General features: G+C 66.0%; 27 protein-coding genes. 7 read left to right on the plus strand and 20 right to left on the minus strand.

Going from position 1 to position 26744, the window contains the following annotated elements:
* Positions 1-246: 246 nt before the first annotated feature.
* The 8 genes from QX039_RS12265 to uvrC form a co-directional block, all read right to left on the minus strand.
* The gene (locus tag QX039_RS12265) at positions 247-783 is read right to left on the minus strand and encodes a phage holin family protein (protein WP_315771430.1); all 537 of its coding nucleotides are present in this window, start codon (positions 781-783) and stop codon (positions 247-249) included.
* A 477-nt stretch (positions 784-1260) separates the two neighbouring features.
* Positions 1261-2604 carry an aspartate aminotransferase family protein gene (locus tag QX039_RS12270; RefSeq protein ID WP_315736599.1) on the minus strand — a complete coding sequence of 448 codons (1344 nt, stop codon included), beginning with the start codon at positions 2602-2604 and terminating at the stop codon, positions 1261-1263.
* 306 nt (positions 2605-2910) lie between these two features.
* The gene (gene prmB / locus QX039_RS12275; protein WP_315736600.1) at positions 2911-3876 is read right to left on the minus strand and encodes a 50S ribosomal protein L3 N(5)-glutamine methyltransferase; all 966 of its coding nucleotides are present in this window, start codon (positions 3874-3876) and stop codon (positions 2911-2913) included.
* Positions 3876-4340, minus strand: coding sequence for a molybdenum cofactor biosynthesis protein MoaE (locus tag QX039_RS12280; RefSeq protein ID WP_315736601.1), 465 nt, complete (start codon positions 4338-4340; stop codon positions 3876-3878). The genes prmB and QX039_RS12280 overlap by 1 nt, the downstream gene beginning before the upstream one ends.
* A gap of 37 nt (positions 4341-4377) precedes the next feature.
* A complete protein-coding gene (gene moaD / locus QX039_RS12285) occupies positions 4378-4629 on the minus strand; it encodes a molybdopterin converting factor subunit 1 (RefSeq protein WP_315736602.1) in 252 nt (83 codons plus the stop codon).
* A 2-nt stretch (positions 4630-4631) separates the two neighbouring features.
* Positions 4632-5267: a CDP-diacylglycerol--glycerol-3-phosphate 3-phosphatidyltransferase gene (gene pgsA / locus QX039_RS12290; RefSeq protein WP_315736603.1), complete on the minus strand. Its 636-nt coding sequence runs from the start codon at positions 5265-5267 to the stop codon at positions 4632-4634.
* 255 nt (positions 5268-5522) lie between these two features.
* Entirely contained in the window at positions 5523-5858 is a 336-nt protein-coding gene (locus QX039_RS12295; protein WP_315736604.1) for a GIY-YIG nuclease family protein, read from the minus strand.
* A gap of 293 nt (positions 5859-6151) precedes the next feature.
* Positions 6152-8215, minus strand: a complete 2064-nt coding sequence (uvrC, locus tag QX039_RS12300) for an excinuclease ABC subunit UvrC (RefSeq protein WP_315736605.1) — start codon at positions 8213-8215, stop codon at positions 6152-6154.
* A 244-nt stretch (positions 8216-8459) separates the two neighbouring features.
* Here uvrC and QX039_RS12305 point away from each other — a divergent pair, with 244 nt between their 5' ends.
* Complete coding sequence (locus tag QX039_RS12305; RefSeq protein ID WP_315771271.1) at positions 8460-9095, plus strand: porin family protein; 636 nt, start codon at positions 8460-8462, stop codon at positions 9093-9095.
* A gap of 276 nt (positions 9096-9371) precedes the next feature.
* Here QX039_RS12305 and QX039_RS12310 read toward each other — a convergent pair whose 3' ends face one another.
* The 4 genes from QX039_RS12310 to QX039_RS12325 form a co-directional block, all read right to left on the minus strand.
* The gene (locus tag QX039_RS12310) at positions 9372-9587 is read right to left on the minus strand and encodes a cold-shock protein (protein ID WP_006612991.1); all 216 of its coding nucleotides are present in this window, start codon (positions 9585-9587) and stop codon (positions 9372-9374) included.
* A 253-nt stretch (positions 9588-9840) separates the two neighbouring features.
* A complete protein-coding gene (locus QX039_RS12315) occupies positions 9841-10701 on the minus strand; it encodes a 23S rRNA (adenine(2030)-N(6))-methyltransferase RlmJ (RefSeq protein ID WP_315771273.1) in 861 nt (286 codons plus the stop codon).
* A gap of 135 nt (positions 10702-10836) precedes the next feature.
* Entirely contained in the window at positions 10837-11541 is a 705-nt protein-coding gene (locus QX039_RS12320) for a ribonuclease T2 (protein WP_315771275.1), read from the minus strand.
* A 131-nt stretch (positions 11542-11672) separates the two neighbouring features.
* Positions 11673-12137 carry a hypothetical protein gene (locus tag QX039_RS12325; protein ID WP_315713599.1) on the minus strand — a complete coding sequence of 155 codons (465 nt, stop codon included), beginning with the start codon at positions 12135-12137 and terminating at the stop codon, positions 11673-11675.
* 168 nt (positions 12138-12305) lie between these two features.
* Here QX039_RS12325 and QX039_RS12330 point away from each other — a divergent pair, with 168 nt between their 5' ends.
* On the plus strand, positions 12306-12611 hold the full coding sequence (locus tag QX039_RS12330; protein ID WP_315771431.1) for a hypothetical protein: 306 nt from the start codon (positions 12306-12308) through the stop codon (positions 12609-12611).
* Positions 12612-12679: 68 nt separating this feature from the next.
* Positions 12680-13225 carry a DUF3617 domain-containing protein gene (locus tag QX039_RS12335; RefSeq protein WP_315736610.1) on the plus strand — a complete coding sequence of 182 codons (546 nt, stop codon included), beginning with the start codon at positions 12680-12682 and terminating at the stop codon, positions 13223-13225.
* A gap of 51 nt (positions 13226-13276) precedes the next feature.
* On the opposite strand, the gene QX039_RS12340 is transcribed toward QX039_RS12335, so the two are convergent.
* The 5 genes from QX039_RS12340 to QX039_RS12360 form a co-directional block, all read right to left on the minus strand.
* Positions 13277-14269 (minus strand): NAD(P)H-quinone oxidoreductase, encoded by a 993-nt coding sequence (locus tag QX039_RS12340; protein WP_315771277.1) that lies wholly within the window; start codon positions 14267-14269, stop codon positions 13277-13279.
* A gap of 18 nt (positions 14270-14287) precedes the next feature.
* Entirely contained in the window at positions 14288-15493 is a 1206-nt protein-coding gene (locus QX039_RS12345) for an ABC transporter substrate-binding protein (protein ID WP_315771278.1), read from the minus strand.
* 82 nt (positions 15494-15575) lie between these two features.
* The gene (locus QX039_RS12350) at positions 15576-16427 is read right to left on the minus strand and encodes a fumarylacetoacetate hydrolase family protein (RefSeq protein WP_315771279.1); all 852 of its coding nucleotides are present in this window, start codon (positions 16425-16427) and stop codon (positions 15576-15578) included.
* 31 nt (positions 16428-16458) lie between these two features.
* Positions 16459-17982 (minus strand): bifunctional 3-(3-hydroxy-phenyl)propionate/3-hydroxycinnamic acid hydroxylase, encoded by a 1524-nt coding sequence (locus QX039_RS12355; RefSeq protein ID WP_315771281.1) that lies wholly within the window; start codon positions 17980-17982, stop codon positions 16459-16461.
* Positions 17983-18051: 69 nt separating this feature from the next.
* Complete coding sequence (locus tag QX039_RS12360) at positions 18052-18843, minus strand: DNA-binding transcriptional regulator (protein WP_315736615.1); 792 nt, start codon at positions 18841-18843, stop codon at positions 18052-18054.
* A 140-nt stretch (positions 18844-18983) separates the two neighbouring features.
* On the opposite strand from QX039_RS12360, the gene QX039_RS12365 reads away from it, so the two are divergent.
* On the plus strand, positions 18984-19967 hold the full coding sequence (locus tag QX039_RS12365; protein ID WP_315736616.1) for a VOC family protein: 984 nt from the start codon (positions 18984-18986) through the stop codon (positions 19965-19967).
* Between the two features lie 13 nt (positions 19968-19980).
* Here QX039_RS12365 and QX039_RS12370 read toward each other — a convergent pair whose 3' ends face one another.
* The 3 genes from QX039_RS12370 to QX039_RS12380 form a co-directional block, all read right to left on the minus strand.
* Positions 19981-21369 (minus strand): ATP-binding protein, encoded by a 1389-nt coding sequence (locus QX039_RS12370; protein ID WP_315736617.1) that lies wholly within the window; start codon positions 21367-21369, stop codon positions 19981-19983.
* A 240-nt stretch (positions 21370-21609) separates the two neighbouring features.
* Positions 21610-22341, minus strand: coding sequence for a response regulator transcription factor (locus QX039_RS12375; RefSeq protein ID WP_315736618.1), 732 nt, complete (start codon positions 22339-22341; stop codon positions 21610-21612).
* Entirely contained in the window at positions 22338-22889 is a 552-nt protein-coding gene (locus QX039_RS12380; RefSeq protein WP_315736619.1) for a MarR family winged helix-turn-helix transcriptional regulator, read from the minus strand. Before QX039_RS12380 ends, QX039_RS12375 begins: the two co-directional genes overlap by 4 nt.
* A gap of 347 nt (positions 22890-23236) precedes the next feature.
* On the opposite strand from QX039_RS12380, the gene QX039_RS12385 reads away from it, so the two are divergent.
* The 3 genes from QX039_RS12385 to QX039_RS12395 all read left to right on the plus strand — a co-directional run bounded on the left by QX039_RS12385 (position 23237) and on the right by QX039_RS12395 (position 26605).
* Positions 23237-24316, plus strand: coding sequence for a branched-chain amino acid aminotransferase (locus tag QX039_RS12385; protein ID WP_315736620.1), 1080 nt, complete (start codon positions 23237-23239; stop codon positions 24314-24316).
* Positions 24317-24810: 494 nt separating this feature from the next.
* Complete coding sequence (gene hisS / locus QX039_RS12390) at positions 24811-26274, plus strand: histidine--tRNA ligase (RefSeq protein WP_409998848.1); 1464 nt, start codon at positions 24811-24813, stop codon at positions 26272-26274.
* Positions 26275-26341: 67 nt separating this feature from the next.
* Complete coding sequence (locus QX039_RS12395; protein ID WP_315736622.1) at positions 26342-26605, plus strand: tautomerase family protein; 264 nt, start codon at positions 26342-26344, stop codon at positions 26603-26605.
* The last annotated feature ends 139 nt before the right edge of the window (positions 26606-26744 follow it).

Genomic DNA, 26744 nt, shown 5'->3' on the forward strand with positions numbered 1-26744 from the left:
TCTGCGTGTCATTTACGCAAGTTCAGCTCGGCAAGCGGAGTGTCATCGTAGTGTCGCGGGTCCGTAGAACGCCGGAGTACGCGCCGTGCGGATTCCAGACATCTTTAGACATGCTCGCGACGCCCTTCGCCTGATCGGCGCATGTAGGCGCTCCAGGAGCGGCAGCGATCCCGACGCGGATCAGCTCAACTGAGCCCGTTATGCTTCGATGTCCGTCGAACCGCGCCTGTCGCTGTCCGGGCAGGCTCACTTGCTGCGGTGACGCCTGCGCAGGGCGGCCACGCCGAGCAGCAGTGCCGCAACGGCGACACCGACGGGCACGTTGACCCGTCCGAGTGCGCCCGCAACTCCGCTCGCGTGATTCGGCGACGTCGATGACGGAGCCAAGGGGATGGTGTCGGGATCGATCTCGTCCGCATCGGGTTCCTGGGCCACCGGCGCGGCGATCGCCACGCGCAGCCGGCTGGAGAGTGAAGGATAATGCGGCGACGGGCTGCGGAGCTTCACCGCGGCGATGATCGCGCAGATCACCGCCAGCGCGACCAGGATGCCGCCGACCACCGCGAACGCGGTGAACAGGCCGTAGGTCATTTCCACCCAGCGGAACAGCGCCGTCAGCCCGACAATGCAGGCGGCGATCAGGAAGACGCCCGCAGTGGCGAACATCCCGGCCGCGACGGCGTAGGACGTCACGGTGCCGGTGGCCTGTCGCGCGCGATCACGTATGTAAGACTGGGTCGCGCGCTTCACGCGGTTGAGCCTCTGCTCGAGTCCCAAGCGCAACAGCTCTCCTGGCGGTGCAAGCATGCGCGTCCTCCGACAATCCGTTCGCCGCGCAAACCGCCGGCTCGCGACATGAACGTGGAGGATTTGCGAAGGTTCCCGGCAATCAGGCGTGCCGTTCTGCGGCAATCCTTGCAGGGCAAGCTACTTGCGATCGGGGATGCTCTCCCACACGCCGGGTAGGAGCGGACTTCATAAGGTGATGGCGGCGCACGACCGATGCGGAGCCAGAGCGAGACCGTATGAATAGCTATGCCAACCAACGTCATTCCGGGGCAAGGCCGCAGGCCTTGAACCAGGAATCCCGATATTGCCTTGCGTCCCTTCCCAACAAGCGCGAGATTCCGGGTTCAATCGCCAACGCGCGGCCGCGTTGACGATTGCCCTGGAATGACCGCTGCTGGGAAGCAGTCCAGATAAGGAAATGGCGGCCACCGGGGCCGCCATTCTTGTTGGCTGACGATGTCCGCGCGCGGCTTATGCGACGGCCTTGATGACCTTGCCGACCTTCTCGATGATCTCGCCGACCTGATCCTCGCTGACGATCAGCGGCGGGGTCAGCGCCAGCGTGTCGCCGGCGATGCGCAGCATCAGGTCGTTGTCGTGGAAAGCGGTCTCCATCGCCGAGTAGCCGCGCTTGCCGGCCGCGTCCGGCAGCGAGGCGAGATCGATGCCCGCAGTGAGACCGACGGTGCGGATGTCGAGCACGTTGGGCAGGCCCTTCAGCGACATCACCGCATCGGCGAATTTCGGCTCGATCACGCGGGCGTGCTCGAACAGCTTGTCGTCGCGATAGATGTCGAGCGTGGCGAGGCCGGCCGCGCAGGCGATCGGATGCGCCGAGTAGGTGTAGCCGTGGGTGAACTCCACCATGTGCTCGGGGCCGCTCATGAAGGCGTCATGGATGGTGTCACGCACCAGCACGCCGCCCATCGGAGCCGCACCATTGGTGACGCCCTTGGCGAAGGTGAGAAGGTCAGGCGTCACGCCATAGCGCTCGGCGGCGAAGGCGTAGCCGAGGCGGCCGAAGCCGGTGATGACCTCGTCGAAGATCAGCAGGATGCCGTGCTTCTGGGTGATCTCGCGCAGCCGCTTGAGATAGCCCTTCGGCGCCGGGATCACGCCGGTCGAGCCGGCCATCGGCTCGACGATCACGGCGGCGATGGTGTTGGCGCCGTGCAGGTTGACGAGGTTCTCGAGCTCATCGGCGAAGTGCGCGCCGTATTCCGGCTCGCCCTTGGTGAAGGCCTGCTTCTCGCGGTCATAGGTGGCCGGGATGTGGTCGACGCCGGTCAGCAAGGTGCCGAACAGCTTGCGGTTGTTGACGATGCCGCCGACCGAGGTGCCGCCGAACCCGACGCCGTGATAGCCGCGGACGCGGCCGATCAGGCGGGTGCGGCTGCCCTGGCCGTTGATCTGGTGGTAGGCCAGCGCCATCTTCAGCGCGGTGTCGGCCGCCTCCGAGCCGGAGTTGCAGAAGAACACGTGATCGAGGCCGGCGGGCGCGAGGTCGGCGATGCGGTTCGCCAGCTCGAAGGCCTGGGGAATGCCGAACTGGAACGGCGGCGCATAGTCGAGCGCCGCGGCCTGCTTGCCGATCGCCTCGGCGATCTGGCTGCGGCCATGGCCGGCATTGCAGCACCACATGCCGGCGGCGGCATCGATGATCTTGCGGCCGTCGACGGTGATGTAGTGCATGTCCTTGGCACCGGCGAGCAGGCGCGGGTTCTTCTTGAACGCGCGGTTCGCGGTGAACGGCATCCAATGCGCGGCAAGATCATTCGGAACGGTGACGGCGGGGCGGGGGCTCTTGTCCAGCATGGGGACCTCTCGGACGGTTGTGCGACGGCGGCAGCATGATCCGGAAAGGTGGCGAACCGGTGCCAGAAAAGCTTGCCGAAACGGATCGTGCTTGATGGGCCTGAATGGGTGCGCCGACGTTGTCAGCCGCTGATCCGGGCCGGCTGCAAGTTATCAGCTTCGCGCGCAGACGGAAATGTCAAAGGTCCGGCGTTCCTGCTGCCCTGGTGAGCGGATTCTGCACAGCAGCAGCAGATTGTGCCGCATATTGGAAGTCGCCGCGTCATTTCGCGCCAACCGCGCGGGTGTGCCTCAGGCAGCCGCGTCTCAGACGAGATCGCGCGCGGTGATCCAGAACACCTCGCCCTCGGAGTCCTCAGTGTCGAGCCAGAGCAGCGGCAGGTCGGGATACGCCGCCTCGATCTGCGGACGGTCGCGGCCGACCTCGCACAACAGCCCGCCTTCGGCGGTCAGGTGGTCGCGCGCCTGGCCGAGGATGCGATGGATGATGTCGAGGCCATCAGCGCCGCCATCGAAGGCCAGCGCCGGCTCGGCGCGGCATTCCCGCGGCAAGCCGGCCATGCCCTCGGCATCAACATAGGGCGGGTTGGTGATGATCAGATCGTAGCGGCGCTGGCTGAGGGGGGCGAACAGGTCGCCGCGGTGCAGCGAGACGCGCCCGGAGAGATCGTAGGCGGCGACGTTCTTCGCCGCGACGGCGAGCGCATCCTTGGAGATGTCGACCGCGTCGATGACTGCATTCGGGAAGTGGCGGCTCGCGAGGATGGCGAGGCAGCCGGAGCCGGTGCAGAGGTCGAGCACGCTGTCGACCGCCAGGGGATCGTCGATCAGCGAGGTGCCGTCGCCCTCGGCGCCACCGAAATGCGTCTCCAGCAGCTCGCCGATGAACGAGCGCGGCACGATGACGCGCTCGTCGACATAGAACGGCAGGCCGCGCATATAGACCTTGTTGACCAGATACGCCGCCGGCTTGCGCGTGGTGATTCGGGCCGAGATCAGGTCGAGGATCGTCTTGCCTTCGGCGGCGGTGACCCGGGCCGTGACGAAGGTCTCGAACTGATCGGGGCGCAGATGCAGCGCCTCGCCGATCAGGAAGGCGGCCTCGGACACCGGATCGGTGGTGCCGTGCGCGAACACCAGATCGGCGTTCTGGAAGCAGCTCACGGCGTAGCGCAGGTAGTCGAGCAGGCTCACCAGCTCGCCCGCATTGACCTTCGGCAGCCTCAGTGCCGCCGCCTTGCGCGGCGCTGCCGTCTTGACCGTCTTCGCCATCACCTTGTCCAGCGCGCTGCGGCGGCGTCATCGTGGCTCCTGGCCTCGACCCAGCTGCCGCCGTCCTCGGTTTCCTCGCGTTTCCAGAATGGCGCGTTGGTCTTGAGATAATCCATCAGGAACTCCGCGGCCTCGAACGCCGCCTGGCGGTGGCTCGACGCGGTCACCACCAGCACGATGTTCTCGCCCGGCCGGATCCGGCCGAAGCGGTGAATCACGGTCAGCCCCTGCAGCGGCCAGCGCGTCATCGCCTGTTCGGCATGGCGCATGATCTCCGCTTCCGCCATCCCGGGATAGTGCTCGAGCGTGAGCGCGCTGATCGGCGTGTCATGGTCGTTGCCGCGGCACAGGCCGGAGAAGGTGACGACGGCGCCGATGTCGGTGCGGCCATGGCTGAGCGCCGCGATCTCGGCGGCGGTGTCGAAATCCTCGTGCTGCACGCGGACGGTGACGATCGCGGTCATGATGCCGTGTCCTGGTCTGCCGGTCCGGCGCTCGGCCTCAGCCGCCGGTCATCGGCGGGAAGAACGCGATCTCGCGGGCGCCGGCGATGGCCGCATCCGGCTGCACATGGGTCTGGTCGATGGCGGTGCGGATCACCTTGGGCTTTTCGAACGCATAGGCGTAGTCCTCGCCCTGCGCGCTGAGCCAGGCGATCAGCTCGCTGACCGTGCGGACATCCGCCGGCGGCTCGATGGTCTCCTCGGCCTTGCCGATGCGCTCGCGCACCCAGGCGAAATACTTCACCTTCATCGCTAGTCTGCCTCGATGAGGTGGTGGATGCCGGCGCGGAAATAGTCGTAGCCGGTGTAGATGGTGAAGACCGCCGACAAGCCGAGCAGCCAAATTCCGATCCCGCTCACGATCGGGCCAACGGCCGTCGAGACCTGGGCGACCGCGGCATCGCCCGCCTCGCCCGCGAGCAGGAAGCCGATTGCCACCAATTGCATCGTGGTCTTCCATTTGGCGACCTTGGTCACCGGCACCGAGACGCGCAGCGCGGCGAGATATTCGCGCAGGCCCGACACCAGGATCTCGCGGCACAGGATCACAATGGCCGCCCACAGCGACCAGTTCTGGATGGTGCTGTCGGCGGCCAGCATCAGCAGGCAGGAGGCAACCAGAAGCTTGTCGGCGATCGGGTCGAGCATACGGCCGAATGCCGATTGCTGGTTCCAGATCCGCGCGAAATGACCGTCGAGGTAGTCGGTGATCCCAGCCGCAATAAACACCGCAACGGCGACCCAGCGGAGCCACAAAGGATACATCCAGACCGACTGCGCGTAGATGCAGCCGACCACGACCGGTATCGCGGCGATGCGCGTATAGGTCAGGATGTTCGGCAGGGACGTCGACGTCTTGCTGGGCACGCGTGTGGTCGCAATATTCATCCCGTGTACCAATACTGATGCCGTGCGAACGTCAACCTTCGAGCCGAGCCGCCCGGACAGGATGACGCAGATATGACGCAAATCGCAACAAAGCCTTGCGGAGATAGGAACTCTCGCGCGCGAGGCAACGCGAGCCGCAACGCTTCATTAAGCAACCGGACGCGGTCGCGCCAGTGCCCAGATCGGCGGCCGCGACGCGTGGCCGCGACCTTATTGCAGTGCGGTGACAGCCGGGCGAATGTTTGAGAGGAAGCCTCAGATGGCCTCCGCGCCATGCACCGCGCACCAATGCGCCTGGCGTTCCGCGAACACTCGGTCGCGGACATAGGCCAGCGTCTCCTCATCGAACGTCTCGATCACCTCAAGACTGAACGCGTCAGGGCCGTGGGCGGTCCACGCCGCCTGCAGCCCGCCGCGGCGGTGGCCGCCCTGGCGCAGGGTGAACCACAGCCGGTTCTGGATCTTGTCGAGATCCGGCGCGCAGCCGATCCAGCGCTCGCCGGTGGCGGCGCAGGTGACGGCAAAGATGCCGGCAGGGCTCTTGCGCTCCTTGTAGGCGGCGACGGCCACCTTGCGCTGGTCGGGGGTCATGACGGGCTCCTGATTATCACCCGGGCGTATATCGGATATTTATATCCGGGTAAAATACTTTCTGCGTGCTGGCAGCGCCGTCGGGAGGCGGCGGGCCCGGCCGCTCCGTCATTCCGGGGCGCGCGTAGCGCGAGCCCGGAATCCATAACCACGATTGTCTGGATGATGCGGGGATGAGCGCCACAACGGGTCCCGTCCCCATGTGAGTATGGATTCCGGGCTCGCGGGGGGGGGCTCCCCGAAATGAACGGGCGGAGAGAGCCGGGCTTGCGCCGGATCGGGAGGCCGCAGCCTCAACCCGCGTTGCTGTGGAAGTATTCAAAAATCTTGCGCGCGCTCTCGGCGCTCACGCCGGGCACCTTGCCGAGGTCGGCGATCGAGGCGCGCTCGATCTCCTTCAGCGTGCCGAAATGGTGCAGCAGCGCGCGCTTGCGCGACGGACCGATGCCGGGGATCTCCTGCAGGCCGGCCTCGCGGATGTCCTTCTTGCGCAGCTTGCGATGTGAGCCGATGACGAAGCGATGTGCCTCGTCGCGCAGCCGCTGGATGAAATACAGCACGGGGTCGCGCGGCTCGAGCTTGATCGCCTCCCGCTCCGGGATGAACAGCGTCTCGCGGCCGGCGTCGCGATCGGGGCCCTTGGCGACCGACATCAGCGCGACGTTGGTGACGCCAAGCTCGGTGAAGATCTCGCGGACGGCATTGAGCTGGCCGCGGCCGCCGTCGATGATGACGAGGTCGGGCCATTGCGGCACGTCGTCCTCCTTGGCCGCGCGTGCGACATCCTTCTCCGACGGTGACACCAGCCGCTTGAAGCGGCGCTGCAGCACCTCCTTCATCATGGCGTAGTCGTCGCCGGGCGTGAGACCTTCCGACTTGATGTTGAACTTGCGGTACTGGTTCTTCATGAAGCCGTCGGGGCCGGCGACGACCATCGCGCCGACCGCGTTGGTGCCCTGGATGTGGCTGTTGTCGTAGACCTCGATGCGCTTCGGGACCTGCGGCAGGCCGAGCGTTGTGGTCATCGCCTCCAGCAGCCGGCTTTGCGTTGCGGTGTCGGCGAGCTTGCGGCCCAGCGCCTCGCGCGCATTGGTCAGCGCATGGGTGACCAGGTCCTTCTTCTCGCCGCGCTTCGGGCAGGACACCTCGACCTTGTGGCCGGCCTTGACGCACAGCGCCTCGGCGAGCAACTCGGCTTCCTCGATCTCATGCGACAGCAGGATCAGCTTCGGCGGCGGCTTGTCGTCGTAGAACTGCGTGATGAACGCCGACAGCACCTCCTCCGGCAGATAGCTCTTCTCCGCGCGCGGGAAGTAGGCGCGGTTGCCCCAGTTCTGGCCGGTGCGGAAGAAGAACACCTCGACGCAGGAATAGCCGCCCTCCTGGTGGATGGCGAACACGTCGGCTTCCTCGACGGTGCGCGGGTTGATGCCCTGCTGCGAGGAGATCGCCGACAGCGCCGCGAGACGGTCGCGATAGACAGCGGCAGTCTCGAATTCGAGCTCGCCAGACGCCTTCTCCATTTCGGTCGCCAGGAGCGCCTTCACGGCCTGACTGCGTCCGGACAGGAAGTCGGTCGCCTCGCGCACGAGCTCGGTGTAGCCGGGGAAGTCGATCTCCTGGGTGCAGGGCCCGGCGCAGCGGCGGATCTGGTGCAACAGGCAGGGGCGGGTGCGGCTCTCGAAAAACGAATCGGTGCAGGAGCGGATCAGGAAGGCGCGCTGCAGCGCTGTGATGGTGCGGTTGACGGCGCCGGCCGAGGCGAACGGACCGAAATAGCGCCCCGGCCTGGACTGCGCGCCGCGGTGCTTGAGGATCTGCGGCGCCCAATGGTCGCCGGTGATCAGGATGTAGGGGAACGACTTGTCGTCGCGCAGTTGCACGTTGAAGCGCGGCTTGAGCTGCTTGATCAGGTTAGCTTCGAGCAGCAGCGCCTCGGTCTCGGTCGTGGTCGAGATGATCTCGACGGTCACGGTGGCCGCGATCATGCGCAGGATGCGCGCCGGCAGCGGCGCGTTGGCCCGCGCATAGGATGACAGGCGCTTTTTGACGTTCTTGGCCTTGCCGACATAGAGCACGTCATGGGCCGTATTGAGCATGCGGTAGACGCCGGGCGAGGTCGGCGCGAGCCGCACGGCATTCTCGATCGCCGCGTGGCCGATCGCGAGCGGGCCTTCGCCGACCGCCTCCAGGCTCTCCTCGGCCAGCTCCGGCAGCCGGCCGTCATCGTCCTCGTCCGCAGCCGAGGCGGCGGGATCGAGATCGGGCGTGTCGATGGTCTCGGGCGGCAGGTCGGCCGCGCCACGCCGGCTCGGGGGCGTCGGCGCCTTGGATGGGTCGGAGCTGTGGGTGGTCATGTCCAACAAATTAAGCGCTGCCGCGCCGCCTCGCCAGCTTGCGATGGCGCCATGCACAGGGCAGGGCGGTAACGCTTCGTTAAGCACGTTAATGGCCGGGTAACCCGGCTTAACAACGGCTTAACCTAAAACTCTCGATAAAAGCTCACGAAAGAAGCGAGAGTTCCGTAACCACGTCGGCCCGCGCGGCACAGTCGCGCGGCGCATGCTCCGGGTGGTGACGGCGAGTTGCGTGGAGTGAGCGATGAACAGGTTCTTGGTCGGTGCTGCCGCCGCGGCGGGCTTGGGCGCGGCGGCTCTCGGATCGGTCTCGGCGCAGGCGGCCGATCTCGGCTATGGGCGCGGCGCGCCCTATACCGTGAGCCAGCCCCTCAACGCCTATAGCTGGGCCGGCCCCTATCTCGGCGGCACGCTGGGCTACGAATGGGGCACCGTCGGCAACAACCCGACCAAGCCGTCCGGCCTCACCGGCGGCCTGACCGCGGGGTACAATTGGCAGAACGGCCCATGGGTGTTCGGCGCCGAGGGCGATATCAACCTGACCGGCGCCAACGACACCTTTGCGCCGTGGAAGTTCTCGAACCCATGGTTCGGCACATTGCGCGGCCGCGCCGGCTACGCCTTCAACAACATCCTGTTCTACGGCACCGGCGGCCTCGCCTTTGGCGGCCTGCGCGCCGAGACCTTCGGTCTTTCGGAATCGCACACCACGGTGGGCTGGACGCTCGGTGCCGGCACCGAGTTCGGCCTGGCGCAGAACTGGACCGCCAAGATCGAGTATCTCTACGTCGATCTCGACAGCAGCAATTTCGTGATCACGGGGGCGAAGAACGACTATCGGTTTGGAGTTGTGCGCGCAGGCATCAACTTCCACTTCTGATGGCAACGAGGGAATAGGAAGAAGAAACGTCCAACGACAACCTCCCGGCCGCTCGCGCGGCCGGGATTTTTTTGTCGGAGTCCCTTTTGTCGTAGTGCTCCGTGCAATCTGGAGGCATGCAGCATCGCGCGCGGCCTGCACGTACGAGCCGGCAATGCTGTGCACGCGAGCCGGCGGCGCTGCCGGCAGCTTCCAAACGAACGAATGAGATGCCGTCGAGGCGCCCGCGGCTGCAGTCTCACGCTGGTGCGTGAACCGTCGCCTGGTGGGCTCGCCCTAAGACGACAGGACCAGGTTCACCGCCTTCGGGCCCTTGCCCTTCTTGTCCGGCTCTACCTCGAAGCTGATCCGTTGTCCCTCGGTCAGATCCTTCAGGCCCGCGCGCTCCACCGCCGTGATGTGCACGAACACGTCGCGTCCACCGTCGTCCGGCTTGATGAAGCCGTAGCCGCGCTCACCATTGAAGAACTTGACCGTCCCAGTCATGGCCATCGGGAAACTCCTCCCCCGCAATGCTTCCTCCACTGCGCGCTCTGCGCAGCGTCCGACCGGACATCACTTTGATCGGAAAGCGTTGGCCACCTTAACGCCCAGCGCTCGCCACGCCGGATCGTCTGGATCTTGTTAGGCCTTGATCACCCCGCCGCAACCATTCGCGGAAGCGGAACGTAAAGCCAGTCTTACAATTAGACACAATAATACGGTTCCGCGCCGATTGACTACGGCTTTTCGACCAGTCGCCGTTTCAAGCTTTGGGGAATTCGATCCGGAAGCGCGCCGCGCCGCCCTGGCCGAGCGGCTTCTGCAGTTCCTGCAGGATGAGCTTCAACTCGTCATGCAATGTCCAGGGCGGGTTGACGATCAGCAGCCCGGTCGAGGTCAGCGCCTCGCCTTCGATCTGCGGCGCAACACTGAACTCGATCCGCAGCACCTTGCCCGGCGGCTTGGCCGCGGCCGCGAGCGCCGCGACGCGATCGGTCAGCTCTTCCGTCGCACGCCGGTTCTTGGCGGGATACCAGAGCACGTAGATACCGGTGGTCCACTTTGCGAAGGCCGCAGCAAAGCGGTCCGCGAGCCGCTCGAACTCATCCTTGGCCTCGAACGCCGGATCGATCAGCACCACGCCCCGGCGCTCGTTTGGCGGCACGAAGGCGGGCAGGGCGACCCAGCCGTCGAGATCGACGACGCGGGCCTGGGTGTCGCGGCGCAACTGATCGATCAGCTGCTTGCGGGGGATCGGCGCGAGCTCGCACAGGGTCATGCGGTCCTGCGGCCGCAGCAGCGCGCGCGCGATCAGCGGCGAGCCGGGATAGGCGACGAGCTCGGCCTTCGGATTGAACGATCTGATGATGTCGAGATAGGGCGACAAGAGTGCATAGGCCTGCTCGGAGAAGCGCGCCTGCAGCACGCGAGCGATGCCGGTGAGGAACTCGCCACTGCGGATGGCCTCGTCGCCGGTGAGATCGTACAGGCCTGCGCCGGCATGGGTGTCGATCACCCGGAACGCAGCGGGCTTCTCCTGGAGGTAGATCAGGATGCGCGTCAGCACGATGTGCTTGATGACGTCGGCAAAGCCGCCGGCGTGAAAGGCGTGTCGGTAGTTCATGCGGCACGAGTTACGCCGTTCCGCGTCAAAAGGGTACCCCGTCGATGCGCCGGATGGATCCAGAGAGCATCGGATCAGCGCCGCGGCGAGAGGCGCCGCAGGCCGACGCACTGCGGTCGCCCGATTCGGCCGTCGCTAGCCGCCGCGGACCGGCGGCATGTTGACCTCGTCGCGCCGGCAGGCCTGGCGGTCGATCTCGTCGCAGTTGCGAAACTCCAGATCCTTCGACAGGCAGATCCGGACCTCGCTCAGCCTGGTGCGGTTGCAGGTGACGGCAATGCCCGATGTCGTGAGCTTGGGGTTGGCCTTGATGAAGGCCTCCTCGACCGCCCCCGGCGCCACCGTCTTGGCCTCCGCGAGATCGAGGAATTCCGGCGGGATCTTGATGGCGGCGCGGGCCTTGCGGATGATTTCGAAGTAGGCCTTCGCGGACAGGCCGGCGCAGGTGCCGTGCTTGTCCCACTCGTTGTAGATCAGGCCCGGCGCCGGCATCAGGTCGAGCATCGAGGTCATGATGTTGCGCGGCAGGCGCGGCGCCGGCTGCTCGCAATATTCGGGGTAGCCGTTCTCGTATTGCGGCCACAGCCCGTGCACGACGAACGAGTAGGGCCGGCCGCCGCACTGCTGGGACCGGTTGCCGCGGCCGCCTCGCTCCTCGGCTTCGGCACAGTACGAGGGCGACCAGGATAGCGAGAGAACGTAGAAGTCGAACGCGCCCGGCGCGTTCTGGCGACGGTCCTGCGCCTCGGCGGAGCCAGCCGCGAGCACACCCACCAAGAGGGCAAAGCAGGCGATCGTTATGGACAACAGGACGGCAGGTCGGCGCAGGCAATCGAACATGGCGAACTCCCCGGACAATGCCAGGAGCCTAGCAGCGCGTTGGAACATTTCAAGAACAAAATGGCTGCCCCGAGGCAGCCATTCGTCAGCCGGCCGCCCGCGCGAGCGGCCGATGGTCCGACAAAATCGAATCAGGGCTTGGCGGCGCGGCAGGCCGGATTGAAGGCCCAGTTGCGATCGAGGCCGACGACGCAGAACTCGACGCCCTGGTCATAGCCGGCGAAGCCGCCATCCTCGATGATCGAGAAGTTGACGGTGCGCGCCTTGCCGTCGCTGATCATCACGCTGCCGGTGCAGAAGCGGCGCGGAATATTGTCGGACTGCCAGGGGCGGAAGGCGATCTCATGGACGTTGGCGACGCCGGTGATCGTCAGCGAGGAATTCCAGAAGGTGCTCTCCTTGTCCTGGAATCGCGACACGATGGTCGGAATGGCCGCCTCGCAGGGGGCAACCCGGCCTTCGTACTTCGGACCGGAGAGCCAGAAATTCATTTCGAGCGGATTGGCGGCCTGAGCCGGGGCGGTGGCGACGATAGCGGCAAGCAGCGCGCCACAGGCGGCGCCGAACATCTTGAAAGGTGAGCTGAAGTCGCGCATGGGCCGTCCGCAAGGCTGATCCGGGAGCGTGGACCGTGCCGCGGCGGCCACAGGAGGTCAAGTGCAACGCGGCAACACTCCACGATTAGTCCTGTTAACGCGAGGCTGGTGTTCTTTTCTTGACCGCACAGGACCTTTAGGATGGCAGGCCAGCTCGAGGAGAATGCAATGCGGACGCTGAAGGCCGGATTCGTGAAGACTGCAGGCCTCGTGGCCGTCGGGATGCTGCTGGCTACCGCATCGGCCCACGCCGACGTGGTGCCGCCCTTCAAGGGCAACGACACCGGCGGCATCATCGCCTACCAGCTGGCCCAGCGCACGGATGCGCGCCAGCTCGCGGTCGATCATTGCGCCTCCTACGGCAAGGTCGCGAAGTTCCGCGCCGTCGATGCGCGCTACGGCGGCTACGTCTCGTTCGCCTGCCGCTGGGTGCCCTATGGCTCGGCACAACGGCCGCTGCGGACGCTGTACTAACGTTCTCCTAATTGCCATCTTTTGGCGGCATTCGCTCCGACATCGCGCAACGAGCCGGAACGGAACACATGACCTGCACACGCACTGCCATCGGCCTTCTGGCCTGCTGTCTCCTCAGCGTGACCGCGAGTCACGAGGCCCGTGCCGTGGACCTGCCGGTGCGCAAGGCGGGCCTGTGGGAATTGAAGATGGTCAGGTCCGGCGGCCAGCTGCCGGAGATGACCATGCAGCACTGCACCGACGAGACCACCGACAGGGACATGAACAACATGGCCTCGCCGATGGCGCAGCAGGTCTGCTCCAAGCAGGACATCCAGAAGACCGCAACCGGCTATGTCAGTGATGCCGTCTGCAGCTTCGGCGGCATGAACACGACCTCGCATGCCGACATCACCGGTGACTTCAACTCGGCCTACACGGTGAAGACCACCTCGCGCATCCAGGGCGGTGCCGCCGGCGCCGCCAAGGAGACCGCGATGACCATCGAGGCGAAGTGGCTCGGCGCCTGCAAGCCCGACCAGAAGCCCGGCGACATCGTCATGCCCGGTGGCATGAAGATGAACATCAAGGACATGAACAAGCTGAAGAACCTCATTCCGGGTGCCAAGCAGTAGGCGGGCGGCCGTTGCGTTTGGCGGCACGAGCGCAGAGACATGGATCGTCGCTCATTCGCGGACGCAAAGCACGATCTTCCCGATATGTCGGCTCGTCTCCATGCGGGTGTGCGCATCGGCCGCCTCGGACAAGCGATAGATGCTGTCGATGTGCGGCCGAATGGCCGTCCCGAGAAGGGGCCCGACGCGTTGCCGCAGGTCGGCCGCGATGCGTCGTTTGAGGTCCAGTGCCGTCGAACGCAGGAACGCGCCGGTGATGCTGGCCCGGCGCGCCATCAGGCCGCGCAGCGGCACCGCCAACTCGTTCCCATGTCCGGCTGAGAGCAGGGCGATCCGTCCGCCCATTGCGAGCGCCACAAGGTCCTGCGCGATGTGAGCGCCTGCGGAGGTGTCGAGGATGCAGTCGACACCGTGCATCCCCGTCGCCGCGCGGATCTGCTCGGCGAGATCAGGATCGGCGTAGTCGAACACGGCGCTGCAGCCGAGCCTGAGCGCCGCGGCGCGCTTCTCTGCGGTGCCGGCGGTGGCGATGACGGGATGACCCAGCGCGCGCAGGAGCTGGATCGCGATCGTGCCGACGCCGCTGCTGCCGCCATGAATCAGGGCCGTCTCGCCGGGCATCATGCGCATCAGCTCGAAGAAATTGAACCAGGTCGTGAACAGCGCCTCGGGCAGGGCGGCGCCTTGGATCAAGTCGAGGCCGCTCGGCAAGTCCAGGGCAAGATGCTGATCGGTGGCGACGTATTGCGCGTATGAGCCGCCGTCGGTCAGTGCGATGACCGCTTCACCCAATCGTCCCGGAGGAGCGTTGGCACCGCAGGCTACGATGCGCCCCGAGACTTCCAACCCCGGCACGGGATTGGGCTCCCGCGACGGCCCGGCAGCGCGCTGGTTGCAGTCATGACGGTTGATGCCGGCGGCTGCGACCTCGATCAGCACATCGTCTGGTCCGAGGCGCGGGACCGGCCAGTCCTGTCGCTCCGACAGGACCTCCGGGCCGCCCGCGGCGGTGATGATGACGGCGCGCTGATCGTCCGGAATCATGCTTGGTCGCTCATGTGCTCACTTGCCGACCAGGCTGCACTTGCTGCGGTCGAGCGGGCGAAACGCCTGATCGGGGGCGATCTTCGTCACCAGCTTGACGAAGTCCCAGGGGCCCTTCGATTCGGCAGGGGTCTTGACCTGGACCAGATACAGGTCGTGCACCATGCGCTGGTCGTCGCGGATCTGGCCGTGGTCCGCATAGGCGTCCGAGACCGGCGTGGCTTTCATCCGGGCCATCACGCTTGCGCCGTCGTCGCTGTCGGCATCCTTCACTGCCTGCAGATAGTGCCGCACGGCCGAATAGACCCCGGCATGTATCTGTGACGGCATCGCCTTCCGGCGCGCGTAGAACGCGTCGGAGAAGCGGCGCGCGGCGGGGGAGGCATCCTCGAAGAAGCTGGTGACGATGAGATCGCCCTGCGTCGCCTTGAGGCCGATGGCTTCAATGTCCACGTTCTGGAACGACATCGGCACGATCTTCATGCCCTGGGCCGCAAGCCCGAACTCCTCGGCCTGCTTGATGGCTGTGGCATTGTCGCCGGCGACGTTGAGCGCCAGGATCTTGGCGCCGGAGGCCTGGGCCTGCAGCAGGAAGGATCCGTAGTCCGGCGTGCCGAGCTGCGCCTTGACGCTGCCGGCGACCTTGCCGCCGAGCTCGGCGATGCGGGCGCGCGCGGTCGCTTCCACCGAATGACCGAACGCGTAGTCGCCGGTGATGAAGAACCATGGCTCCTTGCTGGTCTGCATGATGCCCGAGACGACTGCGGTCGCGGTCGAATAGGCGTCGTGCGTCCATTGCACCGAGGTCGGGGCGCAAGCTTCGTCGGTCAGCTGGTTGGCGCCGGCCCCCGAGATGAGGAAGATCTTGCCGTTGCTACGCACCAGCTCCTGGACGCCAAGGGCCGCGCCGGAGCTGCCGCCGTCGGCGATCGCCTGCACACCGTCCTGCTCGAACCAGCGCCGGGCGATCGCGACCGCGATATCCGGCTTGTTCTGATGGTCGGCCTGAATGATTTCGATCGGCCTGCCGTTGATCTTGCCGCCAAATTCCTCAGCGGCCATCCGGGCCGCTTCCACGGAGCCGGGCCCCATCGCGGTCGCGAAGATGCCGGTCATGTCGGTGAGCACACCGATACGGATGGCGCTCCCCTTGATTTCGGCCTGCGCGGATGAGCCTGCAAGCAGCAGCAGGCCAGCGATGCTGGATCTGAGACAGCGCGACATGATGATCCTCCCCGGATTTGAAGACTTGGTTTTTTGTCGTGTTTGATTGGTGCGCCTCGCGGTTCTCCGCGAGGCGGAGACGTCAGGCTGCCGGTTCGGCAGTCACGGGATTGCGCAGCACGCCGATGCCCGAGATGTCGACCTCGACCGTATCGCCGGGCTTCATGAACAGAGGCGGGGTGCGCTTGAAGCCGACGCCTCCCGGCGTGCCGGTGACGATCACGTCCCCGGGCAGCAAGGTCATGATCGTCGAGCAATAGACGATCAGATCGGGCACGTCGGTGATGAGGAGATCCGTGGTGGTCCGCTGCACGGTCTCGCCATTGAGGCGGGTCTGCAGCGTCAGCTTGGACGGGTCGGGAATTTCGTCGGCGGTGACCAGCCAGGGGCCGAACGCGCCGGACCGGTCGAAGGTCTTGCCCGACAGGAATTGCGATGTATGGCGCTGCCAGTCGCGGATGCTGCCTTCATTGTAGCAGGAATAGCCGGCGATGTGCGCGAGCGCGTCCTGGCGCCGGACGTGCCGGCCGGCCCTCCCGATCACGAGCGCAAGCTCGCCCTCGTAGTCGAAATGTTCGGAGACACCAGGGCGAATGACCGGCTGCAGATGGCCGACTTGGCTGGTGGGAAAGCGCGCAAACAGCGCAGGTTTCTCGGTGACGGTCCGCCCGGTCTCGGCGACGTGGTCGCGATAGTTCAGGCCAACGCAGATGATCTTGCCGGGATCGGGGATGACGGGCGCGAAGGCGATCGCACTGAGCGGATAGTCGGTCTGTTCGCGGGCGAGCAGTTCGGCGGCGCGACCGAGCGCATCCGCCTCGATCAGCGCGCGCAGGCTCTTCGCCGGCAGGCGCCGGCCGAGGTCGACCACACCGTCTCCCTTCACCGCGCCGTATCCGGGACGCCCGTCGATCACAAAGGAAACCAGCTTCATACGTGAACCCTCTCAAAAAGAACGGAAACGCTCAGGCCGCGCTCGGCAGCGGTGCGAGGAAGGCGAGGCCTGACAACAGCGCCGCGGGATCTTCGCCCGTGCGGACTGCACCCAGGATGTAGCGGTCGGGGCGCATCAGCACGGCGTCGAAGCCGTGCTGATCGAGCCAGCCGTCGAGGCCGCCAGCTTCCTCGCCGCAAATGACGGCGACGTCAGCGGCTGTCAGGCGGGCGTGATGCTGCTCGATCATTGCGGTCCCGAGACCCGACCGGCATAGCAGCGCGAAGCGATAGCCGACGCGGTCGTCGCTGCGGCCGAGATCGCGGGTGCGGAATTGCGGCGCCAGCTTTCCCGTCATGCTTCGATCGCCGCCGGCAAGGCCCGGGCCGAGCAGTGGCTTCTGCACGTCGAGCTTGAGCTGGCCGTCGCCCTGTGCCGTGCCGGTCGCGAGCGCCGCCTCGACCGCCCTGGTGTTGATGAGTCCGCCCAGCCGGATCGCGAGCTCGATGAATTCGCGCACATGCGGCGCGCGCTCGCTCTGATAGGTGTCGAGAAGATCAGGCCTTGCCTTGCCGGCAATCACACGAGCCAGCTTCCATGCGAGGTTGGCCGCGTCGCGAATGCCGGCACACATGCCCTGACCGAGGAAAGGCGGGGTCTGATGCGCGGAATCACCTGCGAGCAAGAGCCGTCCGGCACGCCATTGCTGGGCGACCGCGGAGTGGAATGTGTAGACGGCGGCGCGTTCGATCTCTGCCTCTGCTGGCCGGAGCCAGGGTGAGAGCAGCTCCCACACGCGAGCCGGTTGGGTGATCTCGACCGCGTCCTCGTCGGGACGAACCGTGATCTCCCACCGGCGCCGGTTGCCGGTGCCGCGAATATAGGTTGCGGGACGCTGCGGGTTGCAGTGCTGGACGCTGAAGTCGCCGAGATCGGGCCGCTCCTGCCTCAGCAGCACGTCGCAGACGAGCCAGCGCTCGTGAAAGCCGAGATCGTCCAGCGCCGAGCCGATGAAGCGGCGCACCAGCGAACGTGCACCGTCGCAGCCGATGACATAGGCGCAGGAGATGTCGACGAGCCGGCCGGTACCGAGGTCTTCATAGCGAACGCGCGCACCGTTGTGGTCCTGCTCGAGCGCGAAGACGTCACAGCGCGTGCGCAGCTCGACATGAGGCCAGCGCGCGAGTCCCTTGTTGAGCACGTTTTCGAGATCGGGCTGGTGGAATCGGTAGCTCAGATTCCAGCCCATCGAGGTCGGCTCGCGGGTGCGCGGCCAGTCGAGCAGCAGCCGTCCCTCGGCATCGACGAAGCGCATGCCGGGACTCAATGTAAGGTGGGGCAGGATGGCGTCGGCAAGGCCGATGGTCTGGAACACGCGCATGCATTCGTCGTCGAAATGCACCGCGCGCGGCAAATGATAGGCCTTGGCTTCGCGCTCCAGGATCAGGGTGCGGATGCCGCACAGGCCGAGCAGGTTGGCGAGCGTCGAGCCCACGGGCCCGCGACCGACGATGACGACGTCGAAGCTTCCGGAATGTGCAGCCATGTTGCTCATGGCCGCATCTGTTCCGCAACCGCCTCGCACCTTCAAGGCGCGGTCGCAAACTGTCCGCGCAGCGGACGCTCAGGCCTGGACGGGGATCGCGGCCGCGGCGTCGCGCAATGGGGCCGCGTACTGAGCGACAGCCTCCTCGAGGGTCATGGCGGAGCGGATCCAGATGATCGAAATGCAGCCGAACACGACGTCGCCCCGCACGATCGGCACCGCGATCGACGATGTCTTCGGATTGAATTCGCCCTCGTTGCGGATTGCATAGCCGCGCTGAGCCGTTTCCGTCACCATGCGCTGCAGCCGCTCGGGCGCCAGGAAGGAAACGTCCTCCGCATTCTCGATGCGTCGCAGGTGGTTGATGATGATGTCCCGCTCTGCGGGCGGGCAAGCGGCCAGATAGGCCCGGCCGGCCGAGGTCTGCAGCATCGGCAGGCGCTTGCCGATCATGCTGCGGTCGATCGAGAGCGGGCTGCGCGCATGCGTGGTCTCCTGGATGACCATCGCGCCGTTCTCATAAGTCGACAGATCGACCGGCCAGATCAGGCTGCGGCTGAGCTCGGCGAGATAGGGCGCGGCGACCTGGCAGATGAAGATGCCGGGATCATAGCCGTCGCCGAGGCTCAATGCGTGGCGCGTCACCCGGAAGCGGTCGTCGCTGGCGCTGCGCGCGACATAGCCGAGTTCCTCGAGTGTTTCGAGCAACCGATAGACCGTGGGCCGCGGCAGATCGAGCTGGCGCGCCACGTCGCCGGCGCGAATGCCCCCGGACCGATTGACCGCGCGCAGCACGTCGAGCCCCCGCTTGAAGGCGCGGACACCCTCCGCAGGACGGGCTTGCGGAGATCGCGTCCGTTGCTTGGACACTTGGAAAATCCTCCCTGTTCTTCGTTTCCGTCCGCCGATACCGTCTTGAGAACGCGAGCCGGATGCAGGGGCGGCAGTCTACTGCAGGACCGCGCGGAGCTGATACGAAATTCCGCCCGCACCTTTCGGGAGAAAACAAGATGGAAATAACGGCGCTCGGTTACATCGGCATCAAGTCGTCCCAAGCGGAGCAGTGGGGACGCATGGCGACCGAGCTCCTCGGGATGCAGCGCGTGGATCGCGCGGCCAGCGTGCAGGCCTATCGGATGGATGATCGCAAGCAGCGGCTGATCGTCGATGGCAGCGGCGATGGCGGGCTCGCCGTCATGGGCTGGGAGGTCGGCGACGCTGCGGCGCTCGCGCGCCTCGCCAGCCGTCTCGACGACAACGGCGTGAAGGTGGCCCGCGGTTCGCAGGCACTGGCCGACGAGCGTCATGTCACCGAGCTGATCTGCTTTCAGGATCCCGCCGGCAACACGATCGAGGTGTTCTGGGGTGCAGCCGTCGCCTCGGATCCCTTCAGGCCGGGACGTCCGATCTCCGGCTTTCGCACCGGGCCGCTCGGCATGGGGCACGTCGTGCTCAACGTCGAGGACGTCGAGCCGCTGCTGCGCTTCTATCGCGACCTGCTCGGCTTCAAGGTGTCCGACTTCGGCCTGACGCCGTACAAGCTCTATTTCTTCCACGTCAACGGCCGCCACCACAGCTTCGCGATGGTCGGCTCCGGTCGCCGCACACTGCATCACTTCATGGTGGAACTCGGCAGTCTCGATGACGTCGGCCAGGGCTACGATCTGGCACAGCTCGACGACGGGCGCGTGGCCTACACGCTCGGCCGTCACACCAACGACCACATGACCTCGTTCTACGTCAACACGCCCTCCGGCTTCTTCATCGAATATGGCTGGGGCGGCCGGGTGATCGATCCTGCGACGTGGCAGCCGCATGAGACCTTTGACGGTCCGTCGCTGTGGGGGCACGAGCGATTGTACCTGCCGGATGAGCAGCGCAAGCGCCTGCGCGATATGCGTCTGTCCGCGGCTGCACGCGGCGTTCGCGTGCCGGATCCTCGCGTTCCGGCACTGAACTGCGCGTGGCTCGACGCCGTGGTCGCGCAGGAATGAGCTATGCGGCGCGCTACACCGGAATGCGCACGCTCGCGCGCAGGCCGCCCATCGGGCTGTCGCCGAGGGTGATGTCGCCGCCATGGGAGCGGGCGATGTCGCGGGCGATGGCGAGGCCCAAGCCGGTGCCACCCTCGTCCTGGTTGCGCGCGTCGTCGAGGCGCAGGAACGGCTTGAACACCTCCTCGCGCATGTCGGCCGGGATGCCCGGGCCGTCATCGTCGACGGTGATGGTGAGGTAGCGGTGGTCGCGATGGCCGGTGATGGCGATCGCATCGGCATGGCGGGCGGCGTTGGAGACGAGATTGCCGAGGCAGCGCTTCAGCGCCTGCGGCTTCACGGTGACCACAGGCAGGCCATGGAACGACACCGTGGCGGAATGGCCGTTGCGCTCGGCGTCGCTGCGCAGCTCCTCGAGCGCATTGGAGATGTCGGTCGGCTGCGCGATCTCGCCGTTGTCGCCGCGCGCGAACGCCAGATAGTCCTCCAGCATGTGCGACATCTCGTCGACGTCCTTGCGCATGGCGTCGATCTCGGGACTGTCGCCGAGCAGCGCCAGCTCCAGCTTGAAGCGCGTCAGGATGGTGCGCAGGTCGTGGCTGACGCCGGCCAGCATCGCGGTGCGCTGCTCCAGCGTGCGCTCGATGCGCGCCTTCATCTCCAGGAAGGCGTGCGCCGCGCGTCGCACCTCGCGCGCGCCGCGCGGCCGGAAGTTCGGCACCTCGCGGCCCTTGCCGAAGCTCTCGGCGGCATCTGCGAGGCGCAGGATCGGCTTGATCTGGTTGCGCAGGAACAGCACCGAGACGATCAGCAGGATCGAGGAGGTGCCGACCATCCAGAACAGGAAGATGTCGGTGTTCGACGCGTAGGCCGCGCCACGCTGCGCGAACACGCGCATCACGGCGTCATCGAGCGCGATGCGGATCTCGACCAGATTGGAGCGGCCGACGGTGTCGATCCAGAACGGGCGGCTGATCTGGCGGCCGATCTGGCTCGACAGCGACTGGTCGAGCAGGTTGAAGAACGGTTTTGGCCCCGGCGGCGGCATGTCGCCGGCGGGCAGGAAGTCGACCACCAGGTTGAGCCGCTGTTGCGCGATCCGGCGCAGCATGGTGCGGTCCTTGTCCTGCGGATAGCCCTTGTAGATGTCGATCAGCGCGGCGACGTCCTGCACAACGGCGGCGGAGAGGCGTCGTGTCACCGTGTTCCAGTGCCGCTCCATGAACACGCCCGCGACCACCGTCTGCAGGATCACCATCGGCACGATCATGATCAGCAGCGCGCGGGCATAGAGGCCTGTCGGCATCCAGCCCTTGAACGCGTTGCCCACCACGCTGTTGGCGCGCGACACCCGCCGCGACGCGGTGCGGATCAGGGTGAGGCCGGTGTCGAGCGTGCTCATGATAATCCTAACGCGCGCCGTTTCCGTCATTGCGAGGAGCCCCCGGGTCTCGCCCGCGGCGAGCCCGAGGGCAGGCTCCGCGACGAAGCAATCCAGAATCTTCGCGGGACTCTGGATTGCTTCGCTTCGCTCGCAATGACGCGGAGATGCCAGGTCGTTTCAGGTCTTGCGGTGAGGAAGCTAGCTCAGATGCTTTCAAGGCAACGTGATCGGAATGGCCCGGCATATCAACCGCTCATCTCAACCCGACGTCATCAGCCGGTAGCCGATGCCGCGCACGGCCTGCAGGAACAGCGGGTTGGCCGGATCGCTCTCGAGCTTGCGGCGCAGGCGGTTGATCTGGACGTCGACGGCGCGCTCGTTGACGGTGCCGTTGCCGGTCAGCGCGCCGCGCGGCACGGTCTCGCCGCGGGCATTGGCGAGGATGCGCAGCATCTCGCGCTCGCGGTCGGTGAGGTGGACGATCTCCTCGCCCTGCTTCAGCTCGCCGCGCGCCAGATGATAGACGAACGGCCCGAACGCGATCTGCTCGACGACCTCCTCGGCCGGCGGCGGCGCGGCGCGCTTGAGGATGTTGCCGATGCGCAGCGCGAGCTCTCGCGGTTCAAAAGGTTTTGCGACGTAGTCGTCGGCGCCGAGCTGCAGGCCCTCGATGCGGCTCTCCGGCTCGGCCCGTGCGGTCAGCATCACGATCGGCACCGAGGATTGCGTGCGGATGAAGCGGGCGAGGTCGAAGCCGCTTTCGCCGGGCATCATCACGTCGAGGATCAGGAGATCGAAATGCAGTCCCGTCAGCTTGGCGCGGGCATCGCTCGCGCTCGCCGCGGTGGTGACGCGATAACCTTCGCCGCGCAGGAAGCGCGACAGCAAGTCGCGGATACGGCGGTCGTCGTCGACGAGCAGGAGATGCGGCGCGTCGTCGGCCGGCGTCTGCTGATGATGCGGGGCGATGGCGGCGATCGTCACGGTCACTCCTTGGCAGCGGCGACAGGCGTCTTGAAGATGGCTTCCAGCACCTTGTCCGGATCGTCGCGATCGATCATCGCGCGCAGGAACTGCCGGACCTTCTCGGCGCCGGCCGGTCCGATCTGCTCCAGCGCTCGATCGATGCGCCGCGTCTGCAGCCCGGCCAGCTTGGCGACCAGCGCCTCGCCCTTCGGCGTGGCGAAAAGAAGGCGCTGGCGGCGATCGTTGTTGCCGGTCTTCTGCACGATGTAGCCTTCGTCGAGCAGCTGCTTGAGCACGCGTCCGAGCGACTGCTTGGTGATGCGGAGAACGTCGAGCAGATCGGCGACCTTCAGGCCGGGATAGCGTGTGACGAAATGCATCACGCGGTGATGCGCCCGGCCGAAGCCGAACGCCTCCAGCTCATGGTCGGCATCGCCGACGAAGTCGCGGTAGGCGAAGAACAAGAGCTCGATGATGTCCCAGCGCAGCGGCTCGCCGCCGGCGGCCGCGGAGGGCTCAGCCGCGCGCAGCTCGGGGTTCAACGTCGGAGACGAGAAATTTATGTCAGCCATATTGACGTTTCTGCGGTTCAATGTTACAAAACAATCGTCCGCTACGAAATTTTAGATCGTTTCATCGGCGGGCGATGGGTCTCCAGGCGTGTCTGAACGGGCCGTAGGCAACCCCGACGGGCATCCCTGGGCGACGTATCGAACAACCGTGTGATGTCGAGCGGCATTTCGGCAAACCATACTGGACTTCCGCCGAGCGCAAAAGCATGTCCTGTGGTGGCATGCTTGCCCGGTGACCGGCTCAAAAGCCGGTCGCGGCAGGTCCGAAATTCAAGAAGCCGACTGGCCCGATCGGACGGGTCGGCGCCAGAACTCGCGAATGGCGATCAAGCGGGGGAAGCAAGGACATGACTTTGACATTCGACATCAAGCCGACGACGAACCCGACCTCCGACCAGGAGCGCGCTGCCAAGCTCGCCAACCCGGGCTTCGGCCGGGTGTTCACCGATCACATGGCCGTGGTCCAGTACAGCCAGGACAAGGGCTGGCACAGCGCGCGGGTCGAATCCCGCGCCAACTTCCCGCTCGATCCGGCCGCGGCCGTCCTGCATTACGCGCAGGAGATCTTCGAGGGCCTGAAGGCCTACAAGCGCGACGATGGCGGCGTGAACCTGTTCCGCCCCGACGCCAATGCCAAGCGCTTCGGGAATTCGGCCGAGCGCATGGCGATGGCGCAACTGCCGCCGGAGGTCTTCATCGAGGCGGTCGAGCAGCTCGTCCGCATCGATCGCGCCTGGATCCCGGGCGGCGAGGGCAGCCTGTATCTGCGCCCGTTCATGATCGCCAACGAGGTGTTCCTCGGGGTGAAGCCTTCGGCGGAATACATCTTCGCGGTCATCGCCTCGCCGGTCGGCTCCTATTTCAAGGGCGGGCCGGCGCCGGTCTCGATCTGGGTCTCGGAGAACTACACGCGGGCTGCGGTCGGCGGCACCGGCGGCGTCAAATGCGGCGGCAATTATGCCGCGAGCCTCAAGGCGCAGGCCGAGGCGATCCAGCATGGCTGCGACCAGGTCGTGTTCCTCGATGCGATCGAGCGCCGCTATGTCGAGGAGCTCGGCGGCATGAACGTGTTCTTCGTGTTCGACGATGGCTCGTTGTCGACGCCGCCGCTCGGCACCATCCTGCCCGGCATCACCCGCGATTCCATCATCAAGCTGGCGCGTGATGCCGGCCGCGAGGTGCGCGAGGAGGCGTATTCGATCGACCAGTGGCGGACGGATGCCAAGAGCGGCAAGCTGAAGGAAGCGTTCGCCTGCGGCACGGCCGCGGTGATCTCGCCGATCGGCAAGGTGTGCTCGGCGAGCGGCGACGTCCTGATCAACGGCGGCGAGGCCGGCCCGGTCGCCATGGGCCTGCGCAAGCAGCTGGTCGACATCCAGTACGGCCGCAGCCCCGATCCGCATCAGTGGATTCGGGACGTGAAGTAGGGGCATGCCTCCCTAGCGCTTGCAGGTTCTGGGCACAGTCTAGCCGCGATAACGGTTTGCTCCCTCCCCCGCTTGCGGGGGAGGGCTGGGGAGGGGGAAGCCCCGTAAAGACTGCCGCTGGGGCGCCCCCACCCCAACCCTCCCCCGCAAGCGGGGGAGGGGCGCACTGAATGCGCGGCGCAAGCTTGGCTCTTACTGAAATGCTGGAAACGGTGCCACGCGCCAGCACCTGACCGGCCCGCGGGTTGCCGCACCGCGCCCCGGCTGCTACCAACCAAGCAACGCATTCCATCCCGTAGGGTGGGCAAAGGGCCGCGTAGCGGACCGTGCCCACCACTTCGGCGTTTATCAGCCATGGTGGGCCCGCTGCGCTTGGCCCACCCTACGTTCCGGTCCCCATGTCCGACAAACCGAAGAAACCCCAGAAGCTGAAGGCGCGGCTGCCGCGCGGGCTCGAGGATCGCGGCCCCGCGGCGATAGCCGCCACGCGCGAGATGGTCGAGAAGATCCGCGCCGTCTATGAGCGCTACGGCTTCGAGCCGGTGGAGACGCCGGCATTCGAATACACCGATGCGCTCGGCAAATTCCTGCCCGACCAGGACCGTCCGAACGAGGGCGTGTTCTCGTTCCAGGACGATGACGAGCAGTGGATCTCGCTGCGATACGACCTGACCGCGCCGCTCGCACGCTACGTCGCCGAGAATTTCGACGCGCTGCCGAAGCCATATCGCAGCTATCGCGCCGGCTACGTTTTCCGCAACGAGAAGCCCGGCCCTGGCCGCTTCCGCCAGTTCATGCAGTTCGACGCCGACACCGTCGGCTCCGGCTCGCCGGCAGCGGACGCCGAGATGTGCATGATGGCGGCGGATGCGATGGAGGCGCTGGGGATTCCGCGCGGCTCGTATGTCGTGAAGGTGAACAACCGCAAGGTGCTCGATGGCGTGATGGAGGCGATCGGCATCGGCGGTGATGAGCACGCGGGCCGTCGGCTGACGGTGCTTAGGGCAATCGACAAGGCCGACAAGTTTCCGATTTCAGAGATCAAGAAGCTGCTCGGCGAGGGCCGCTGGGACGGCGGCGAGGTCGGCAAGGGTGATTTCACCAAGGGCGCGGGCCTGACTGAAAGTCAGATCGACTCCCTGCTGGCCTTCTTCGAGATGAAGGTCGCGGAGCCGCAAATCCAAGGTGAGGAGCAGGATCTGCAGTTCAACGCCCAGGTCTTGGCGAGCGTTGCTCAGCGGAAATTGTTCATGTCCTCGCCGGCCTATGTGGAAGGCGTCAACGAGCTGACCGAGATCGCCAGACTGTGCAGCGCGGCCGGTTACGGTTACAGCCGCGTCCGCGTCGAACCCTCCGTCGTCCGTGGGCTCGAATACTACACTGGCCCCGTTTACGAAGTTGAGCTCCTGCTCGAGACCAAGGACGAGAAGGGCCGTCCCGTGCGCTTCGGCTCGGTCGGCGGCGGTGGCCGTTATGACGGTCTCGTCTCGCGCTTCCGTGGCGAGCCGGTGCCGGCGACCGGATTTTCGATCGGCGTCTCGCGTCTGCAGGCGGCGCTGACCTTGCTCGGCAAGCTCGATACGCGGCCGGCGTTCGGGCCGGTGGTCGTCACCGTGTTCGATCGCGAGCGCGTCGCGGACTATCAGAAGATGGTGTCGACCCTGCGCAATCACGGCATCCGCGCCGAGCTCTATCTTGGCAACCCGAAGAACATGGGCAACCAGCTCAAATATGCCGATCGCCGCAACGCGCCCTGCGTCATCATCCAGGGCAGTGACGAGAAGGCCCGCGGCGAGGTGCAGATCAAGGACCTGATCGAGGGCGCCAAGGCGGCGGCCGCGATCGCCTCCAACCAGGAATGGCGCGAAAGCCGCCCGGCGCAGTTCTCAGCCAAGGAGGACGAACTGGTCGCCGGCGTCCGCGAGGTGCTCGCGCGCCATGACGTGAGCTGGGGGTAGGGGATTCGTCATACGCGGGCTTGACCCGCGTATTCATCCTTCAAACGATGGCCGCAGATTTCAAGAGATGGATTGCCGGGGCAAGCCCGGCAATGACGCGGCTGAGATAACTAACAGGGAGCAACGAATGCCCGAGATCACCGTGAGCATGGCCGCCGGCCGCACCGACGAGCAGAAGGCCAACATGATGCGCGACATCACCAAGGCCCTGGTGACGCATCTTGGCGTCGATCCGGAAGCGGTGGTGATCCAGATCAACGAGGCGCCGCTGACGCACAAGATGAAGGGCGGCAAGACCTTCGTCGAACGCCTGGCCGAGCAGAAGAAGTAGTTGGCCATCGTCCTGGCGAAAGCGAGGCTATGACATCTGTCTCGACGATCACCGCCGTCGTCCCGGCCTAGCGCGCAATTGCGCGCAAGGCGCCGGGACCCATACCCCCAGGGAGCGGTTCGAGGCACGCTGGTCATTG

This window comes from Bradyrhizobium sp. SZCCHNR1043, from assembly GCF_032489675.1.
In the GTDB taxonomy this organism is placed as follows: Bacteria; Pseudomonadota; Alphaproteobacteria; order Rhizobiales; family Xanthobacteraceae; genus Bradyrhizobium.

Bases quoted from the DNA above. Each gene is read 5' to 3' on its own strand.
- QX039_RS12270 (WP_315736599.1), bottom strand. From the start codon at position 2,604: ATGCTGGACAAGAGCCCCCGCCCCGCCGTCACCGTTCCGAATGATCTT.
- prmB (WP_315736600.1), bottom strand. From the start codon at position 3,876: ATGGCGAAGACGGTCAAGACGGCAGCGCCGCGCAAGGCGGCGGCACTG.
- QX039_RS12280 (WP_315736601.1), bottom strand. From the start codon at position 4,340: ATGACCGCGATCGTCACCGTCCGCGTGCAGCACGAGGATTTCGACACC.
- moaD (WP_315736602.1), bottom strand. From the start codon at position 4,629: ATGAAGGTGAAGTATTTCGCCTGGGTGCGCGAGCGCATCGGCAAGGCC.
- pgsA (WP_315736603.1), bottom strand. From the start codon at position 5,267: ATGAATATTGCGACCACACGCGTGCCCAGCAAGACGTCGACGTCCCTG.
- QX039_RS12295 (WP_315736604.1), bottom strand. From the start codon at position 5,858: ATGACCCCCGACCAGCGCAAGGTGGCCGTCGCCGCCTACAAGGAGCGC.
- uvrC (WP_315736605.1), bottom strand. From the start codon at position 8,215: ATGACCACCCACAGCTCCGACCCATCCAAGGCGCCGACGCCCCCGAGC.
- QX039_RS12305 (WP_315771271.1), top strand. From the start codon at position 8,460: ATGAACAGGTTCTTGGTCGGTGCTGCCGCCGCGGCGGGCTTGGGCGCG.
- QX039_RS12310 (WP_006612991.1), bottom strand. From the start codon at position 9,587: ATGGCCATGACTGGGACGGTCAAGTTCTTCAATGGTGAGCGCGGCTAC.
- QX039_RS12315 (WP_315771273.1), bottom strand. From the start codon at position 10,701: ATGAACTACCGACACGCCTTTCACGCCGGCGGCTTTGCCGACGTCATC.
- QX039_RS12320 (WP_315771275.1), bottom strand. From the start codon at position 11,541: ATGTTCGATTGCCTGCGCCGACCTGCCGTCCTGTTGTCCATAACGATC.
- QX039_RS12325 (WP_315713599.1), bottom strand. From the start codon at position 12,137: ATGCGCGACTTCAGCTCACCTTTCAAGATGTTCGGCGCCGCCTGTGGC.
- QX039_RS12330 (WP_315771431.1), top strand. From the start codon at position 12,306: ATGCGGACGCTGAAGGCCGGATTCGTGAAGACTGCAGGCCTCGTGGCC.
- QX039_RS12335 (WP_315736610.1), top strand. From the start codon at position 12,680: ATGACCTGCACACGCACTGCCATCGGCCTTCTGGCCTGCTGTCTCCTC.
- QX039_RS12340 (WP_315771277.1), bottom strand. From the start codon at position 14,269: ATGATTCCGGACGATCAGCGCGCCGTCATCATCACCGCCGCGGGCGGC.
- QX039_RS12345 (WP_315771278.1), bottom strand. From the start codon at position 15,493: ATGTCGCGCTGTCTCAGATCCAGCATCGCTGGCCTGCTGCTGCTTGCA.
- QX039_RS12350 (WP_315771279.1), bottom strand. From the start codon at position 16,427: ATGAAGCTGGTTTCCTTTGTGATCGACGGGCGTCCCGGATACGGCGCG.
- QX039_RS12355 (WP_315771281.1), bottom strand. From the start codon at position 17,982: ATGAGCAACATGGCTGCACATTCCGGAAGCTTCGACGTCGTCATCGTC.
- QX039_RS12365 (WP_315736616.1), top strand. From the start codon at position 18,984: ATGGAAATAACGGCGCTCGGTTACATCGGCATCAAGTCGTCCCAAGCG.
- QX039_RS12370 (WP_315736617.1), bottom strand. From the start codon at position 21,369: ATGAGCACGCTCGACACCGGCCTCACCCTGATCCGCACCGCGTCGCGG.
- QX039_RS12380 (WP_315736619.1), bottom strand. From the start codon at position 22,889: ATGGCTGACATAAATTTCTCGTCTCCGACGTTGAACCCCGAGCTGCGC.
- QX039_RS12385 (WP_315736620.1), top strand. From the start codon at position 23,237: ATGACTTTGACATTCGACATCAAGCCGACGACGAACCCGACCTCCGAC.
- hisS (WP_409998848.1), top strand. From the start codon at position 24,811: ATGGTCGAGAAGATCCGCGCCGTCTATGAGCGCTACGGCTTCGAGCCG.
- QX039_RS12395 (WP_315736622.1), top strand. From the start codon at position 26,342: ATGGATTGCCGGGGCAAGCCCGGCAATGACGCGGCTGAGATAACTAAC.